Genomic DNA, 13,446 nt, shown 5'->3' with positions numbered 1-13,446 from the left:
AGATGTGACCATGCATGGTTCCACAAGTGTGACAGCAGCCGGGCTGCAACGAGTGGTCCGCACGCAAGCAGGCTTCGTGCGTGGCGGCCCGCGCGATGCAAGCGGCGTGATCGCGTTCAAAGGCATTCCCTACGCAGCACCGCCGGCCGGACCTCTGCGTTGGTGCGCACCGCAACCGCCGGCGCCCTGGGATGGCGTGCGCGATGCGCGCGTGTTCGGCGCGGGCTGTCTATCGGCGCTCGAAAACGACCAGCGGCCGGGACCGCGCGACGAGGATTGCCTCTATCTCAACGTCTGGACCGGGGCGAAGCGCGCGGATGAGAAGCGGCCCGTGATGGTGTGGATTCACGGCGGCGGCTTTCAGTTCGGCTCCTCGGCCAATCCTGCAACCGATGGCAACGCGCTAGCAGTGAAAGGTGTCGTCGTCGTCAGCTTCAACTACCGCCTCGGCATCTTCGGCTTCCTCGCCCATCCCGATCTCGACATGGAGGCGCCATCAGGCAATTACGGCCTGCAGGATCAACTGGCGGCGCTGCGCTGGGTCAAGGCCAACATCGCCGGCTTTGGCGGCGACCCCGACAACGTCACCCTGTTCGGCGAATCCGCCGGCGCCATGGCCGTCGGCATCTTGATGGCCTCTCCGCTCGCGCACGGACTGTTTCACAAGGCCATTGGACAGAGCGGCGCGTTCTGGGACGGCAAGCACGGCCCACTCCAGGGCTTTGAAGAAGCCCGCGCGCGTGGTCTGGCTTTTGCCCGGCAACGGGGCAACGGGTCGATCGCAGCTTTGCGCAGCATGCCGGCCGATCGATTGAATGCAGCCGCGCCATGGAGTTTCAGGACCAGCCCGGTCGTGACGGCCTTCTCGCCGAGTATCGATGGTCATGTTGTGCCTGATGTGCCCGCACGGCGATTCCTTCGCGGCGAACAGATGCACATCCCGCTGCTGGCAGGCTGGAATGCCGCCGAAGAATTTCCTTTCCGTTCGCAGTCACTCCCCGACCAATCGGCGCAAGCCTTTGTCGCCGCGGCTGAGGCGATGTTCGGCAAGGAGCGCATGGCCGATTTCCTGAGGGTCTATCCCGCGGCGACCGACGCGGAGGCCAGGACTTCCGCGGCGGCGCTTAACGGCGACTATGTGGTCGGGGAGCAATGCTGGCAGTGGCTGCGTCTGCATCGGCGCGGGCGACAAGCGCCGGTCTACGGCTATCACTTCAGCTATACCTCGCATTACACGCCGATCGCCTCGCACGTCACTGAAATTCCGTTCGTGTTCGGCACACTGACACCGCAACAGGTGATCGGCAGCTCGGCACCGCCGGCCGAAGAGGACCGCGCGCTGGCGCGGACCATGATGGCCTATTGGGTCAATTTCGCCGCGCATGGCGATCCCAACCGATCGGACCTGCCACCCTGGCCCGCCTATGACGAGAACGACGTCGTGCAGATCCTGGGCAAACCGATCGAATCCCGCCCCAATCCGCAAGCCGCCCGCTTCCGCTTCCTCGATAGCTTCAGGCAGGACGGCATTTTGCCGATGCGCTGGCGGGAGCTGCCGTGAGGCGGCCTCACCCGCCCGCCATCAGCTGCTTCGCCAGCGCCATGTAGGCCGGCAGCGTCACGGGGTCGTTGGCGGCGTTGCCCGCTACGGGGTGCGAGGCGTAGCGCGCGATCACCATCTCGGCCTTGGGATCGATATAGATGCCCTGGCCGTGAACGCCGCGCGCCATATAGGCGCCGTGGGCGTTGTGCGTGACCCACCATTGATTGCGATAGGACGTACCTGTTAGCGTGGTGTAGCCGGCCGGCTTGAATTTTTCGGGATCGCCGCCGCGCACGATGTCCTCGACGACAGACGAAGGCACGATCTGCCGGCCGTTGAAGCGGCCGTGATTGCGCATGGTCTCGCCGAAGCGGGCGAGGTCGCGCAAGGTGGTCGACAGGCCGCCGCCGCCGCTTTCGGTGCCGATGCGATCGACGTGGTAATGCGCGTCTTCCTCCGCGCCCATCGGCTGCCAGATCCGCTCGGAGAGCAGATCGGACAACGTCATGCCGCTGACGCGGCGGATGATCCAGGCCAACGCGTCGGTGTTGACGGTCTTGTAGGCAAAGGCCTTGCCGTGCTCGCCCTGCTTCTTCTGCGCGACCAGGAAATCGAAGATGGTGGTCGCACCGTCATAGCCGGGTGGAATCGGCGCCATGCCGTTGGCGCGCCGCAGTCCCCACACATGCGAGTTCTTGTCGGTATAGACCTCCGTGTATTCGAGCCCGGTGGTCATATCCATGACCTCGTGCACGCGCGCATCGCCGAAGGCGCTGGCCTTCAGCTCAGGCACATACTCCGCGACAGGCGCCTGCCGATCGATCTTGCCCTCGGCGACCAGAATGCCGGCGAGCACGCCCGTGAACGACTTCGTCACCGACATCGCGATATGCGGCTTGTGCGGCTTCAACGCGCCGAAATAGCGCTCATAGATCAGCTTGCCCCGGTGCAGCACGGCGATGCCGTCGGTGTAAGTCTCGTCGAGCATCTTCGCGAACGTGATGGGACGCCCGTCCATCGTGACGCAGGCGACCGCGCCGATGTCGTGGTCCTCGCGCGGCAGCGCCGACGCAGGCCCCGCCCCGCGCCAGACGTTCACGATCGGCACCAGCTGGCGGATGTTGCTCCAGGCCCAGCGCAGCTCGGGGAAGCTGCGGAACGAGCCGTCCTGGAAACTGATGGTGCGGTCGGGGGAAGGCGGGAAGCCTTTCATCCAGCCGAGTGTTTCGGGATCGGTTTCGGCGGCGCTTGCGGGCGGCTGAGTCGGGGCGGTGGCGGCGGACATCAATATTGGGCTCCGGAAGCGAACGACGGGATTTCGTATCATGGCGATTGGTGGCGAACATCCCGTGTTTGCGCCGAGGTGACCGTCGTCGTGCGCTTGGCGGGTTCGTCGTCAGGTCAGGCGCACCGACATGCCACCGTCAACCGTCATGGGACTGCCCGTCATGAACGATGCCCGGTCGCTCAGGAGAAAAACCGCCGCCTGCGCGATCTCCTTGGGACTCGCCATCCGCTTCATCGGGTGGAGCCCGGCGATAAAATTCAGGGCGTCGGGATTTCCTTCGCCTGCCGCCGGGGTGATGGTCCCTCCAGGCAGAAGCGCGTTGACGCGAATGCCTTCGGCCGCATGCTCGGCGCCCAGCGATTGAGCCAGGCCGATCAGTCCTGCCTTGGAGGCTGCGTACGCCGCCATTCCCGGCATGCCGCCGTTGCTGAACCCAACGAAGGACGACGTGAAAACGATCGAACCGCCGCCCTGCTTGCGCAGCGCCGGGAACTGCGCCTTTGCGCTGAGGAACGCCGAGGTGAGATTCACCGCGAGCACATCGGTCCAGTTTTCGACGCTCATCTCGGGGACCGGCGTCATCTCGCCGACGATGCCGGCATTGTCGAAAGCGCCGTCAAGTTTTCCGAACGTCGTGACGGCGTGCTCGACAAGGCGGGCAGCATAGCCGGTGTCCCGAACGTCGCCCGCAAGAAAAGTCGCGCGCCCTCCGGCGCTCTCGATGCTTGCAACAACCGCCTGCAGCTCGGGGACGCGACGAGCCCCGAGCACCACATCGGCGCCTTCGAACGCGAACAGCGACGCCGCGGCAGCACCGATACCGCTGCTGGCGCCGGTTATGATGATCGTCTTGTTTGCCAGTTCCACCGCGAGACTCTCCTGATGTCAAACAGGATCCGAACAAGACATCAGGCACCGGCGAGCTGCCACCCGTTTCCCGAGTTGAACGCGGGAGCGGATCGCGGCGGACTTGATCGGGGAATGGCGGCCTGTCGGTTTCCGTGATTGGAAGCGACAGGCCGCCGTCAGCGGTCGCTACTTCAGCGGCAAGAAAACGTCCGCAACAGTCTCGTGCTCCGGCACCTCCGGGAAGAAGCTCAGCCGCTGGCAATAGATCGGGAAGTCGCGGGCTTCCTCGCCGCTGGCTGGAAGCCAGTCGCGATAAAGAAAGAGCGCGGCAGGCTCCAGATTGTCGGTGTAGCCGACGACGCGCAGCACCGCGCAGCGCCCGCCAGGGATCTCGCCGGTCTTGATCTCTTCGCCGTTCGCCGCGATCGGCTGGTCGGTGCCGACACAAAGGTCGATGCTGTATTCGTCCCGCTGCGCCGGACGCCTCTCGGAATGCCAAACAGTGAAGGTCGGACTTGTCCTGGGATGCAGGTTCGCCGCCTTGCGCCACGCGATGAAGCGCTGGATGGTGGCGGGAAGCGTCGCCGGGTCGCCGCGATGCTCCATGATTGCCACCGGCGTCGGGGGCACATCACGGATCGTCACGTCGTTGGTGGTAAAAATCTTCTGCATGAGCTTGCTCCTGGCATTGTCGAGAGGCCCCAAGGCCGCAAGCCACGGCTCCCAGTCGGGAGACTTCCGGAAGGACGACGGCGATTGCCCGAACCGTTGCCGAAAGGCGCGAGCGAAGGCATCCGGTGCATCGTAACCGGCATCCATCGCAATCTCCGTCACATCAAGGGCGTCCATATAGGCTAGTTGATGCGAAGCGCGCTTCATGCGGGCCAGCTGGACATAGCGATGCACTGATAATCCGAAGGTTGCCGAGAACTGCCGGTGGAAATGATACTTTGAGAAAGCCGCAACAGCACTCACCGTGTCCAGATCCAGATCACCGTCGAGATGCCGATCGATATGATCCAGCACCCGTCGCATCCGGTCCTGATAGTTTTGCAGCGCCGCCTTCATCGTCCCTCCTCCGTGGCGGCTCCATCTAGTCGCTGACGGCAATGACACGCTCGACCGATCTTGCGGTTTGGCCGAGTCTGGCCAATCCTAGTTCGAATGACCACGCCGATTGCAAGCACCTTCCTCTCCGCGCTAAACTGTCGGAACCCCCTTGACCCACAAGTGGCGTTCCCCTTCGAGCCGACTTCCCGAACATGCACGAGCTGACGCCCGACTTCGAACGCTTTATCCGCGATCTCGAGGACTTCAATCGTGGCTGATGCGGTCAGCGGCCATCCGGGCTGCGGCTTCGGGGAATTCTCATTCGCAAACGGAATCCAAGCATGAATGCAACTCTATCCATCGTCGTCCTGGCTGCCGAGCTCCTCATCAGCGCGTTGGGCGCGTTCGTGTCAATTGCCGCGCTTGGCTTTGCGGGAGAGGTCACGCGATCCAGGGATTTGACCGCCTTTGGCTGGGTCCTGGGGGCGCTTTACTTCGTTGTCGCCTTTACGCCCCTCGTCGCAACCGCATGGGTGGCGCACAGAAGGTTTGTTTCAGACAAAGCATTCCCGGTGCTGGAGGTCATTTCGTCGCCGTACCTGGTGCCGGTGGTGCTGTGGGTTGGCGCAGCGATTTTCTGCATTGGGCTGTTGGCATTTCAAAACGGCGCGGGGCTGGCGCCGCGGTAGCGAGACGCGAAGCGATACCCTTCGGGCCAGGCGAGTCGCAGGCGTCCACGAGGATAGCGGCGGTCAAGGTATCAAAGAGCGCTGGGACGATCGATATCGAATACGTCGATCTGTCGGTCCTCGAACAGATCCTCCAGCGCTTCGGGCCCGTTCGCCAGCGCGTAGTCCCGCTCGGCGTCCGAAATAGGTAGCACCTGCAGCCAGGCGACGGACTTGGCCGAGAAGGACTGTGTTTCAAGGTTCCACAAGAACGGAGAGATGAGCATGGCGTGCTTCATCTCGCGCCCTTCGCCATACAGTTCCAGGGCTCGCGGAATGACGACGCCGGGCAAGGGTGTGATTTCGCCCTTCTTGATGCTGAAAGCGCAGGTCGCGATCATGTTGGCGCCCTCGGCGCATTCCGTCGCCAGAGCCAGCAAAATCTCGACGCCCAGGGCCTTGCCGCCGGACGTCAGGCCTGTCTTCGCGTCGGAGAGCGCGAGGCTGGCATAGGTGGAAACGCCTCCTGCCGGGACGTTCTTGATGATCATGATATCGACGTCGCAGACGTGGGCATCATCCCAATATTTCGTAACCGTCGGTGAGCCCTGCGTAGCATCTCTCAAATAGCGGGCGAGAGATCTGTTGTCTTCCGAAACCACCATGGCTCCTCACGTCAAATCCAAGATCGTCGGCAGTCATATCTTCACCGTGATGACTGCGAGCATACGATCATCGCTCTGTCCTGTCGTGCGACCTCGGTATAGACGGGGCCGGTGGTCATATCCATGACCTCGTGCACGCGCGTCGCCAAAGGCGCTGGCCTTTAGCTCCGGCACAGCCGCGCATCCAGCCGCTTGCAGACGCACCAGTGTTGACATCGCCGAAAGTGTGTAATAGTGATGGTTACACACAAACGAGATCGTCATGCCGACCAGCACCCGCTTCGCCGTTGCCGTTCATATCCTCACCGGACTTGCCGTGAGCGACGGAAAGCCGCTGCGGTCCGAGGATCTCGCCTGGTCGGCCAACACCGGTGCCGTCGTCATCCGCGGGCTTTTGTCCCGCCTGAGCGATGCCGGGCTGACGCGTTCGCAGCTCGGAGCGGGTGGCGGCTCCTTGCTGGCGAAACCGGCAAAGAAGATACGGCTGCTCGATGTCTATGCGGCGGTCGAGGACACCGAGCTGTTTTCGCTGCACCGGACCCCGCCCTGCGAGAGTTGCGCGGTCGGCGGCAATATCATCGCGGCGATACAACCCGCCCTAGACCGCGCGCGCAAAGCGCTCGAGGCTGAACTCGCAAAAACGACAGTGGCGGATGTTGCAGCCGAGGTGGCGCGGCTGGGCAAGTTCTCCATTCCGCTCGCCTGGTGATTTGTTTTGCTCTTAAATGTAATCGTGTCATCGACACATAATATCTTCAATGCCGAACGGCATCGATCAGTAACGACCGACCAGCCTTCGGGGCGCTGGCGGTCCTTCTTTCAAGCCCCTCACCTCACAGGAGTCCATCATGAGTATTGGTATCATCGGTTCTGGCGCCCTCGGCTCGAACCTCGCACGCGCTCTCGCCAGGAAAGGCATCTCGGCCACTATCTCCAACAGCCGCGGACCGGAATCGCTGGCGTCGCTGATTCAGGAGTTCGGCCCTTCAATCAAGGCCGGCACCGTGCAAGAGGCAGCCGGCGCCGATATCGTAATCGCCGCCATCCGCTGGACTGATGTGGAGAAGGTGTTCAGCCGCTTGCCGGCCTGGAACGGTCGCATCGTCGTCGACGCCACCAATCCGGTGGAATTCCTCGATCCCAACTCGGCGGATGCGAAGGACCCGAGCAACCCGCTCGCGGCCTACGGCATCAAGGCCGTCGATCTCGGCGACAAGCATTCGAGCGAGGTCTTCAGCCAGTTCGTTCCGGGCGCCCGCGTGGTCAAGGCATTCAACCATAACGACGTCGCGGCGCTGTCGAATCCGGACGTTGCGGGTGGCCGGCACGTACTGTTCTATTCGGGCGATGACGCTGCCGCAAAGGCCGAGGTTCGCAAACTCATCGAAGGCACCGGCTTCTTCCCGGTGGATCTGGGCTCGCTCGAGGTCGGCGGACGATTGGCAACACTGCCCTTCGGCGCGCTGGCCGCGCACAACTTCATCAAGATCTAGCAGGCGCCGGAACGAAAAAGGGGAGCCCGCATGTCGCGGGCTCCCTCTCTCGTACATGCCGACGTCAGCCGGCTCTCAGTGGCCGGCAGGCTCCAACGCCTTCTGCACCATCGCGGTGTTGACATATTGCGTCATGCTGGCGATCTTGCCGTCCTTCAGCAGATAGAGATGCGCGAAATTGGCGCGCATGGATTTGCCCGTCGCCTTGTAGGTCCCGGAGTAGACGCCGAAGGCGGCGACGCGGTCGCCGTCTTCGAGATAGGTGTGAACATCGGCGCGGTAGCCGGTCCATTCGGTGGCGAGACGCCGGAATACGCCTGATATGATCGCGTCGGGTCCGACATAGGTGCCCGCGTACGGAAACCCTTCCGCTTCGGTCCACGCGGCATCGGGAGCGAGAGCGGCCAGGAGATTCCGGCCGTTCTGTTCCGACGATGATCCCTCATAGGTGGCGCGGATCAGATCGAGGTTGCGAGCCATCTCAGCCCCACTTCATCTCGCCGGTGGCGACCTTGGCGCCGATGTCGAGCGCAACGCCCATGCCGAGGCCGGGGAAGCGCGCTTCCATCGCTGCCTTGAGCGCGGCGGAATCCTTGGCCTTGGCCAGCTCTTCGTCAAACGCCTTGAGGTAAGCGATGGTGTGCTCGACACCGGACAGGTCGGTCTTCGCATCCACCGACAGATGGCCGGGCACGACAATCGCCGGCTTGCGCGCCGCGATCTTTTCGAGATTGGCGATCCAGGCCCCGCGCTGCTCCTTGGTCGGCGTGTCGGCGGTCCAGACATGGACGCCGGAGAAGATCAGCACGCCGCCGAACACCGCGTTGAGCGAGTGCACGAACAGATAGCGCCGGTTGACCAGGCCGTCTGCGCCGACGATCTCGATGCTCTCGCCGTCCACGCTGAGCGTCTTGCCGTCGAACGCTTCGGGGATCACCACATCGGCGAGCACCTGCGGGCCGTTCGCCTTGAGCTGCGGTCCCCAGACCGCAAGCTTCTTTTCCACACTGGCGTTAATGGCCGCCACCGTCGCGGGCGCCGCCAGCACGCGTGCCTCGGGGAAGACCGCCTTGATGGCGCCGAGGCTGAAGTAATAATCCGGGTCCGACTGGGTGATGTAGATGGTGGTGAGCTTCTTGCCGGTGGCCTTGATGGCGTCTGCGACAGCCTTGCCATCTGACAGCGTGAAGCCGCCATCGATCAGTACGGCTTCGCTCGGCCCGGACACCAGAACGGGAGCCCGGAAGAAACCGTTCTGTCCGGCTGGAAAATGCTTCCAGGTGAGCCCGCCGGCGGCATGGCCAAGCCCTGCGGGTGCGAAGAGTGCGGCGGCGCCCGCGGCGAGAGTGGTTTTCATGATGGTTCTCCTTGTCGGCATGTTGGTCTCCTGGTGCTGGTCTGGGATCGCGAAATTCAAACTGGATGGTCCGGTCTCTGTTGAGCGCGGCGCTCAGGCCGCCTTGAGTCCGTCGACGAGGACGTCGAGGCTGCCGAACAGCGCGCTCGCCTGCATCAGGCGGCGATCATGGCCCGTCCCTACGATGAGGGCCGGGACACCGTTGACGCCGAACCGGCGCATCTCGGCACGCGCAGCCTCCAGGCGCGCGCGGTAGGCGATGATCAATGCGGTGTCGGGGCTCGCCAGACGCGCGGCAACCTCAGGCAAATTCATCGTGCGCAGCACGTCCGACAGAACGGAGATATCCGTGCTGTCGCGGCCCTCGACATAGCGGACGAGCTGGAAGGCCTTCAGCGCCGCGAACTCCCGATCCGGGGCCATGAGCGCGACTGCCGTGAGCGCCAGTGTCGTCGGGCCGGAATCGAACAGGCGCGTGCGGTCGCCCAGCACATCGCGGCGATAGGCTTCGCTGAAGGGCTGGCCGCTCAAGCGCGAAATCCGCTGGTCGTTGCTCCAGGCATAAGCGGCAAAGCCGTCGTCCATCGGACGCGCGCCCTCGCCGGCAAACAGGCCTGTCGGCGCAAGTTCGACAGCGAAATCCGGCCGGGCGACGAGCTGTTCGAGCAGCGCGGCGGCGCCGTAGCACCAGCCGCAGAGCGGATCGAACAGGTAGGTGATGGGAATGGGCGCGGACATGGCGATCTCCTTGAACCGCAATGTGGCACGCGCACATTGGTAGATAAATATCAACAGAATATACAGAATGTATGCTATTGACTGACAATAGATGACCGGACGAGCCATGAACCTGAACCGCCTCGCCTATTTCGCAGCCGTCGTGGACACCGGATCCTTCACGCGGGCAGCCGAACGGCTCGGCATCACCAAGGCCGTGGTGAGCCAGCAGGTGGCGCAGCTGGAGCGCGACCTCGGCACCAGCCTGCTCGTGCGCACGACGCGCCGGGTCCATCCGACCGAGGCGGGCCGGACGTTTCATGCGCGCTGCGTCATGATCCTGCGCGAAGCGGAGGATGCCTTCGACGAGCTCGCCCAGGCAGCCGCCGAGCCGACCGGCACATTGCGGATCACGGCGCCCAACGACTACGGCACGGCCGTCGTCGTTGCCGTCGTCACCGCCTACGCGGCGCGCTATCCCAACTGCCGCGTGGAGTTGACGCTCGAAGATCAGACGGTCGATCTCGCCTCAGGCCAGATCGACATGGCGATCCGTGTCGGCTGGCTGGTCGATTCCAGCCTGCAGGCGCGCAAGACCGGATCGTTCCGGCAATGTCTGGTCGGCGCTCCCGCGTTCACGGATCGGATCGCCGCCGCGCGCGATCCCGACGACATCGTCACGCTGCCGTTCATCGCCAACATGGCGCTGCGCGAGCCGCTGCTGTGGCAGTTTTCGCGCGGCGATCTCGATCGACGCGCTGTGCGGCTGCAAGCAAGCATCGCGATCGACACGACGCCGGGGGTACTCGCGGCCGTGCTCGCCGGCGGCGGCCTTTCGGTGCTGCCAGACTTCCTGGTGGCCGACGATCTCGCGGCGGGCCGCCTCATTCACATCCTGCCGCAATGGCAACTGCCATCCGGCGGCATTCACACGGTCTACCCCGCGGCCCGCTTCCGGCCGCCCAAGGTGACGGCGTTCGTGGAGATGCTGATCGCGGCTCAGCGACAGGCGGGTTCGGTTGGGGCGGAGTAGCGGTGGGCAGCCAATTAGAGGCCACGCCCTCCCTATGCCTGCGCGATGATCAGGACGGCGGCAGCTCGTCGAAGGGATCATGCACGGGTACGCCGAGCGGCAGGAAATGCCTCGCGTTGCGTGACAAGACCGTCAACGAGTGCTGACGCGCAGTTGCGGCAATCATGATATCGGCAAATCCCGGAGAATGCCCCTGCCCTCGCGCGCGGTCCGACAATTGTCCGGCGATCCGCGCAGTGGGGGTATCGAACGCCAGGATTCGATCCTCATACAGGTGCAGCACGGCTTCCAGCCGTTGAGCCAAATCTCTACTCCTGCGCGTGGCTTTCTCGCGTCGCAATTTGGCTATTCCGTCCTCAACCTCCGCAATCGTCACGACGGACAAGAACAAGGAGGCGGATTGCGCATCCATCCACGCGACGAGTGCCGCAGGCGTCGGCCGGTTCGGCGAGGCGGCAGATATGACATTGGTATCGACGAGATACACGTCTCAGAAGTCGGTCTTGCGCAGCTTGGCGCGATTACGCGTCGGCACATCGCCGGCCCGCACGGGGGCCGCCATCAGCAGGCGCCCGAAGCTCGGCACCTGCGACAGACGCCGCCACTCCTCATAGCTCAAGACCACCGCCTGCTTTTTACCGTGACGCGTGATGATCGCGGGCTTGCCATCGACCGCTTCATCGACGACCGCGGAGAGGTTAGCCTTTGCGTCACGAAGCTGAATCTCTCGCATGAGTCCTCCAATATGACTACAGTAGTCATATTGGAGGGCGGCTTGTATTTCAAGGCATTCCCGGCCGACCACCGGACGGCATCCGAATGGACCGACCTGCCCCGTCAGTCGCGCGATACGGACAGCCCCGCGAGAAGCGGCGCGTACGCGGCGAGCCTGCGGGATACGAACTCGGTGAAGAGCCGCACGCGCTTGGTCTTGCGTGTCTCGCCCTGTGTGAGGAGCCAAACCGTTCCGTACATGTGTAGCTCGGTGCCCGGCACCCTCACCAGCAGGGGGTCGGCATCGCCGACGAAGCACGGCAGCGTCGTGATCCCGAGCCCTTGCCGGACCGCAGCGATCTGCGTCCCGGCGTCTGAGGTCCTGAATGGAACGCCCGTGGTGCGGACCTCGCCCGCGCTGGCCCAGTCCGGGATGCCGTGCATGCTGATGACGATCCAGCGCAAGGGATCAGGCGCGCCCGCGCGCCAGGCGGCCAGCCGATCCCTGGATATGTAGACGGCGCCGAACAGCTCCGGTCCCTTCATGCCGTGAAGATTTTGCGGGAGGGTTTTGCGGTCATAGACGACGCGGATCGCGACGTCGGCCTCCCGGTTGGTCAGATTAGCCAGCTCGCCGGCCGACAAGATATCCATCTCGATATCAGGATGCAGGCGCGCAAAATCGGCGAAATCGGGCATCAGCAGGTGCGTCGCAAGCGGCGGCGCCAGCGTCACCCGCAGACGCCCACGCACGCTCTGGTCGCGCCCGAACACACGCGTCTCCAGCAGGTGTGAGGAGGCTTCCATCTGGTCCGCGAATTCGAGGACCTCCTCGCCCGCAGCCGTCAGGCGGTAGCCCGAAGGCAGCTTTTCGAACATCTGCACCCCGAGGCGTTCCTCGAGCTGGGCGATGCGTCGCAGCACGGTCGCGTGGTTCACACCGAGGTGCTCGGCGGCCGCCCGCACCGAGCCTCCGCGCGCGACGGCTAGAAAATAGCGAACGTCATCCCAGTCGATCATGGTGCAATCCCGCACCGCGCGGTGCGCCTTCCAAAGCCCGGATCTGACGCCTCCTACAGCAGTCCGAGGGGTCATCATAGCCAGTTCCGACAAATACGACCCAGTTCCGAACGGCGGACCGTCGCGGCTGGCGTCGGACGCGCGGCCGGATCGATTTTGCACCACCGATGTGCGCGCTTCCGCACTCAACGCCTGACGCCGGCGGACCTATGTCGGGGACGTCGGGGGCAGATGCTGTCCCGGCACCACGACAGGAGAAATTATGGGAAAGCTTGACGGCAAGGTTGCAGTCATCACGGGTGGCGCGACCGGCATCGGCCGCGCCGCGGCAAGGCGCTTCATCGAGGACGGCGCCTTCGTCTTCATCTTCGGCCGCCGGCAGCAAGCGCTCGACGCGGCCGTCGCCGCCCTCGGGCCCAATGCCCGCGCGGTGAAGGGCTCGGTCTCGGATGAGCCCGACCTCGACCGACTCTACGCGGCGGTGAAGGCTGAGCGCGGAACCCTCGACATCGTCTTCGCCAATGCCGGCGCGGGAAGCCAGCTTGCGCTCGGCAAGATCACCGCCACGCATATCGACGAAACCTTCGACACCAATGTGAAGGGGACGATCTTCACGGTGCAGAAGGCGCTGCCGCTGATGCGCCGGGGCGGTTCGATCATCCTGACCGGATCGAGCGCCGGCACCACGGGCGCGCCGGCCATGAGCGCCTACAGCGCGAGCAAGGCGGCCGTGCGTAACCTCGCGCGGACCTGGGCGGAGGACCTGAAGGGCAGCGGCATCCGCGTCAACGTGCTGTCGCCCGGGGCGACTGCGACCGAACTCGCGAAGGAAGCGTTGGGCGAAGAGGGACAGAAGGTCTTCGCCGCGATGACTCCGCTGCAGCGCATGGCCGATCCCTCGGAGATCGGAGCCGTCGCGGCCTTTCTCGCCTCGTCGGACAGCAGCTTCATGACCGCCAGCGAAGTCGCCGTCGACGGCGGCCTGGCGCAACTCTGATCCCGGCGCAGTCCCGCGCCTGGCCCACACACACAACGAAGGAAGAAAGATC

16 protein-coding genes are annotated in these 13,446 nt (G+C 64.2%); 6 read left to right on the top strand and 10 right to left on the bottom strand.

The window, feature by feature from the left end:
• Nucleotides 1–10: 10 nt before the first annotated feature.
• On the top strand, nt 11–1,561 hold the full coding sequence (locus AC0L3K_RS26295) for a carboxylesterase/lipase family protein (RefSeq protein WP_007592145.1): 1,551 nt from the start codon (nt 11–13) through the stop codon (nt 1,559–1,561).
• 7 nt (nt 1,562–1,568) lie between these two features.
• Here the strand turns inward: AC0L3K_RS26295 and AC0L3K_RS26290 are convergent, their stop codons facing one another.
• The 3 genes from AC0L3K_RS26290 to AC0L3K_RS26280 all read right to left on the bottom strand — a co-directional run bounded on the left by AC0L3K_RS26290 (nt 1,569) and on the right by AC0L3K_RS26280 (nt 4,748).
• Complete coding sequence (locus AC0L3K_RS26290) at nt 1,569–2,828, bottom strand: serine hydrolase domain-containing protein (protein ID WP_473367150.1); 1,260 nt, start codon at nt 2,826–2,828, stop codon at nt 1,569–1,571.
• Nucleotides 2,829–2,939: 111 nt separating this feature from the next.
• On the bottom strand, nt 2,940–3,698 hold the full coding sequence (locus tag AC0L3K_RS26285; protein WP_473367149.1) for an SDR family oxidoreductase: 759 nt from the start codon (nt 3,696–3,698) through the stop codon (nt 2,940–2,942).
• 168 nt (nt 3,699–3,866) lie between these two features.
• Nucleotides 3,867–4,748, bottom strand: coding sequence for an AraC family transcriptional regulator (locus AC0L3K_RS26280; RefSeq protein WP_007592151.1), 882 nt, complete (start codon nt 4,746–4,748; stop codon nt 3,867–3,869).
• 323 nt (nt 4,749–5,071) lie between these two features.
• Here AC0L3K_RS26280 and AC0L3K_RS26275 point away from each other — a divergent pair, with 323 nt between their 5' ends.
• Entirely contained in the window at nt 5,072–5,419 is a 348-nt protein-coding gene (locus AC0L3K_RS26275; protein ID WP_007592152.1) for a hypothetical protein, read from the top strand.
• A gap of 71 nt (nt 5,420–5,490) precedes the next feature.
• Here AC0L3K_RS26275 and AC0L3K_RS26270 read toward each other — a convergent pair whose 3' ends face one another.
• The gene (locus AC0L3K_RS26270; RefSeq protein WP_473367148.1) at nt 5,491–5,949 is read right to left on the bottom strand and encodes a suppressor of fused domain protein; all 459 of its coding nucleotides are present in this window, start codon (nt 5,947–5,949) and stop codon (nt 5,491–5,493) included.
• Nucleotides 5,950–6,325: 376 nt separating this feature from the next.
• Here AC0L3K_RS26270 and AC0L3K_RS26265 point away from each other — a divergent pair, with 376 nt between their 5' ends.
• Complete coding sequence (locus tag AC0L3K_RS26265) at nt 6,326–6,772, top strand: Rrf2 family transcriptional regulator (protein ID WP_007592157.1); 447 nt, start codon at nt 6,326–6,328, stop codon at nt 6,770–6,772.
• Nucleotides 6,773–6,911: 139 nt separating this feature from the next.
• Nucleotides 6,912–7,556 carry an NADPH-dependent F420 reductase gene (locus tag AC0L3K_RS26260; RefSeq protein ID WP_473367147.1) on the top strand — a complete coding sequence of 215 codons (645 nt, stop codon included), beginning with the start codon at nt 6,912–6,914 and terminating at the stop codon, nt 7,554–7,556.
• Between the two features lie 75 nt (nt 7,557–7,631).
• On the opposite strand, the gene AC0L3K_RS26255 is transcribed toward AC0L3K_RS26260, so the two are convergent.
• From AC0L3K_RS26255 to AC0L3K_RS26245, 3 genes are all read right to left on the bottom strand, one after another.
• Complete coding sequence (locus AC0L3K_RS26255) at nt 7,632–8,036, bottom strand: nuclear transport factor 2 family protein (protein WP_473367146.1); 405 nt, start codon at nt 8,034–8,036, stop codon at nt 7,632–7,634.
• Between the two features lies 1 nt (nt 8,037).
• Nucleotides 8,038–8,934: an MBL fold metallo-hydrolase gene (locus AC0L3K_RS26250; RefSeq protein ID WP_198288229.1), complete on the bottom strand. Its 897-nt coding sequence runs from the start codon at nt 8,932–8,934 to the stop codon at nt 8,038–8,040.
• Nucleotides 8,935–9,006: 72 nt separating this feature from the next.
• Nucleotides 9,007–9,651 carry a DsbA family protein gene (locus tag AC0L3K_RS26245; RefSeq protein ID WP_007592163.1) on the bottom strand — a complete coding sequence of 215 codons (645 nt, stop codon included), beginning with the start codon at nt 9,649–9,651 and terminating at the stop codon, nt 9,007–9,009.
• Nucleotides 9,652–9,757: 106 nt separating this feature from the next.
• On the opposite strand from AC0L3K_RS26245, the gene AC0L3K_RS26240 reads away from it, so the two are divergent.
• Nucleotides 9,758–10,663 carry a LysR family transcriptional regulator gene (locus tag AC0L3K_RS26240; protein WP_007592166.1) on the top strand — a complete coding sequence of 302 codons (906 nt, stop codon included), beginning with the start codon at nt 9,758–9,760 and terminating at the stop codon, nt 10,661–10,663.
• A 49-nt stretch (nt 10,664–10,712) separates the two neighbouring features.
• On the opposite strand, the gene AC0L3K_RS26235 is transcribed toward AC0L3K_RS26240, so the two are convergent.
• From AC0L3K_RS26235 to AC0L3K_RS26225, 3 genes are all read right to left on the bottom strand, one after another.
• Nucleotides 10,713–11,150: a type II toxin-antitoxin system VapC family toxin gene (locus AC0L3K_RS26235; protein ID WP_007592168.1), complete on the bottom strand. Its 438-nt coding sequence runs from the start codon at nt 11,148–11,150 to the stop codon at nt 10,713–10,715.
• A 3-nt stretch (nt 11,151–11,153) separates the two neighbouring features.
• The gene (locus AC0L3K_RS26230) at nt 11,154–11,396 is read right to left on the bottom strand and encodes a type II toxin-antitoxin system Phd/YefM family antitoxin (protein WP_007592169.1); all 243 of its coding nucleotides are present in this window, start codon (nt 11,394–11,396) and stop codon (nt 11,154–11,156) included.
• Between the two features lie 104 nt (nt 11,397–11,500).
• Nucleotides 11,501–12,397 carry a LysR family transcriptional regulator gene (locus AC0L3K_RS26225; RefSeq protein WP_007592170.1) on the bottom strand — a complete coding sequence of 299 codons (897 nt, stop codon included), beginning with the start codon at nt 12,395–12,397 and terminating at the stop codon, nt 11,501–11,503.
• Nucleotides 12,398–12,659: 262 nt separating this feature from the next.
• Between AC0L3K_RS26225 and AC0L3K_RS26220 the strand changes: the two genes are divergently transcribed.
• Nucleotides 12,660–13,394, top strand: coding sequence for an SDR family NAD(P)-dependent oxidoreductase (locus AC0L3K_RS26220; RefSeq protein WP_007592172.1), 735 nt, complete (start codon nt 12,660–12,662; stop codon nt 13,392–13,394).
• Nucleotides 13,395–13,446 lie beyond the last annotated feature (52 nt).

The organism is Bradyrhizobium sp. MI1.10 (assembly GCF_055811035.1).
This window is presented reverse-complemented; position numbering and strand designations above follow the sequence as displayed.

Bases quoted from the DNA above. Each gene is read 5' to 3' on its own strand.
- AC0L3K_RS26220 (WP_007592172.1), top strand. From the start codon at position 12,660: ATGGGAAAGCTTGACGGCAAGGTTGCAGTCATCACGGGTGGCGCGACC.
- AC0L3K_RS26295 (WP_007592145.1), top strand. From the start codon at position 11: ATGCATGGTTCCACAAGTGTGACAGCAGCCGGGCTGCAACGAGTGGTC.
- AC0L3K_RS26250 (WP_198288229.1), bottom strand. From the start codon at position 8,934: ATGCCGACAAGGAGAACCATCATGAAAACCACTCTCGCCGCGGGCGCC.
- AC0L3K_RS26240 (WP_007592166.1), top strand. From the start codon at position 9,758: ATGAACCTGAACCGCCTCGCCTATTTCGCAGCCGTCGTGGACACCGGA.
- AC0L3K_RS26255 (WP_473367146.1), bottom strand. From the start codon at position 8,036: ATGGCTCGCAACCTCGATCTGATCCGCGCCACCTATGAGGGATCATCG.
- AC0L3K_RS26245 (WP_007592163.1), bottom strand. From the start codon at position 9,651: ATGTCCGCGCCCATTCCCATCACCTACCTGTTCGATCCGCTCTGCGGC.
- AC0L3K_RS26265 (WP_007592157.1), top strand. From the start codon at position 6,326: ATGCCGACCAGCACCCGCTTCGCCGTTGCCGTTCATATCCTCACCGGA.
- AC0L3K_RS26270 (WP_473367148.1), bottom strand. From the start codon at position 5,949: ATGATCATCAAGAACGTCCCGGCAGGAGGCGTTTCCACCTATGCCAGC.
- AC0L3K_RS26225 (WP_007592170.1), bottom strand. From the start codon at position 12,397: ATGATCGACTGGGATGACGTTCGCTATTTTCTAGCCGTCGCGCGCGGA.
- AC0L3K_RS26230 (WP_007592169.1), bottom strand. From the start codon at position 11,396: ATGCGAGAGATTCAGCTTCGTGACGCAAAGGCTAACCTCTCCGCGGTC.
- AC0L3K_RS26290 (WP_473367150.1), bottom strand. From the start codon at position 2,828: ATGTCCGCCGCCACCGCCCCGACTCAGCCGCCCGCAAGCGCCGCCGAA.
- AC0L3K_RS26275 (WP_007592152.1), top strand. From the start codon at position 5,072: ATGAATGCAACTCTATCCATCGTCGTCCTGGCTGCCGAGCTCCTCATC.
- AC0L3K_RS26280 (WP_007592151.1), bottom strand. From the start codon at position 4,748: ATGAAGGCGGCGCTGCAAAACTATCAGGACCGGATGCGACGGGTGCTG.
- AC0L3K_RS26260 (WP_473367147.1), top strand. From the start codon at position 6,912: ATGAGTATTGGTATCATCGGTTCTGGCGCCCTCGGCTCGAACCTCGCA.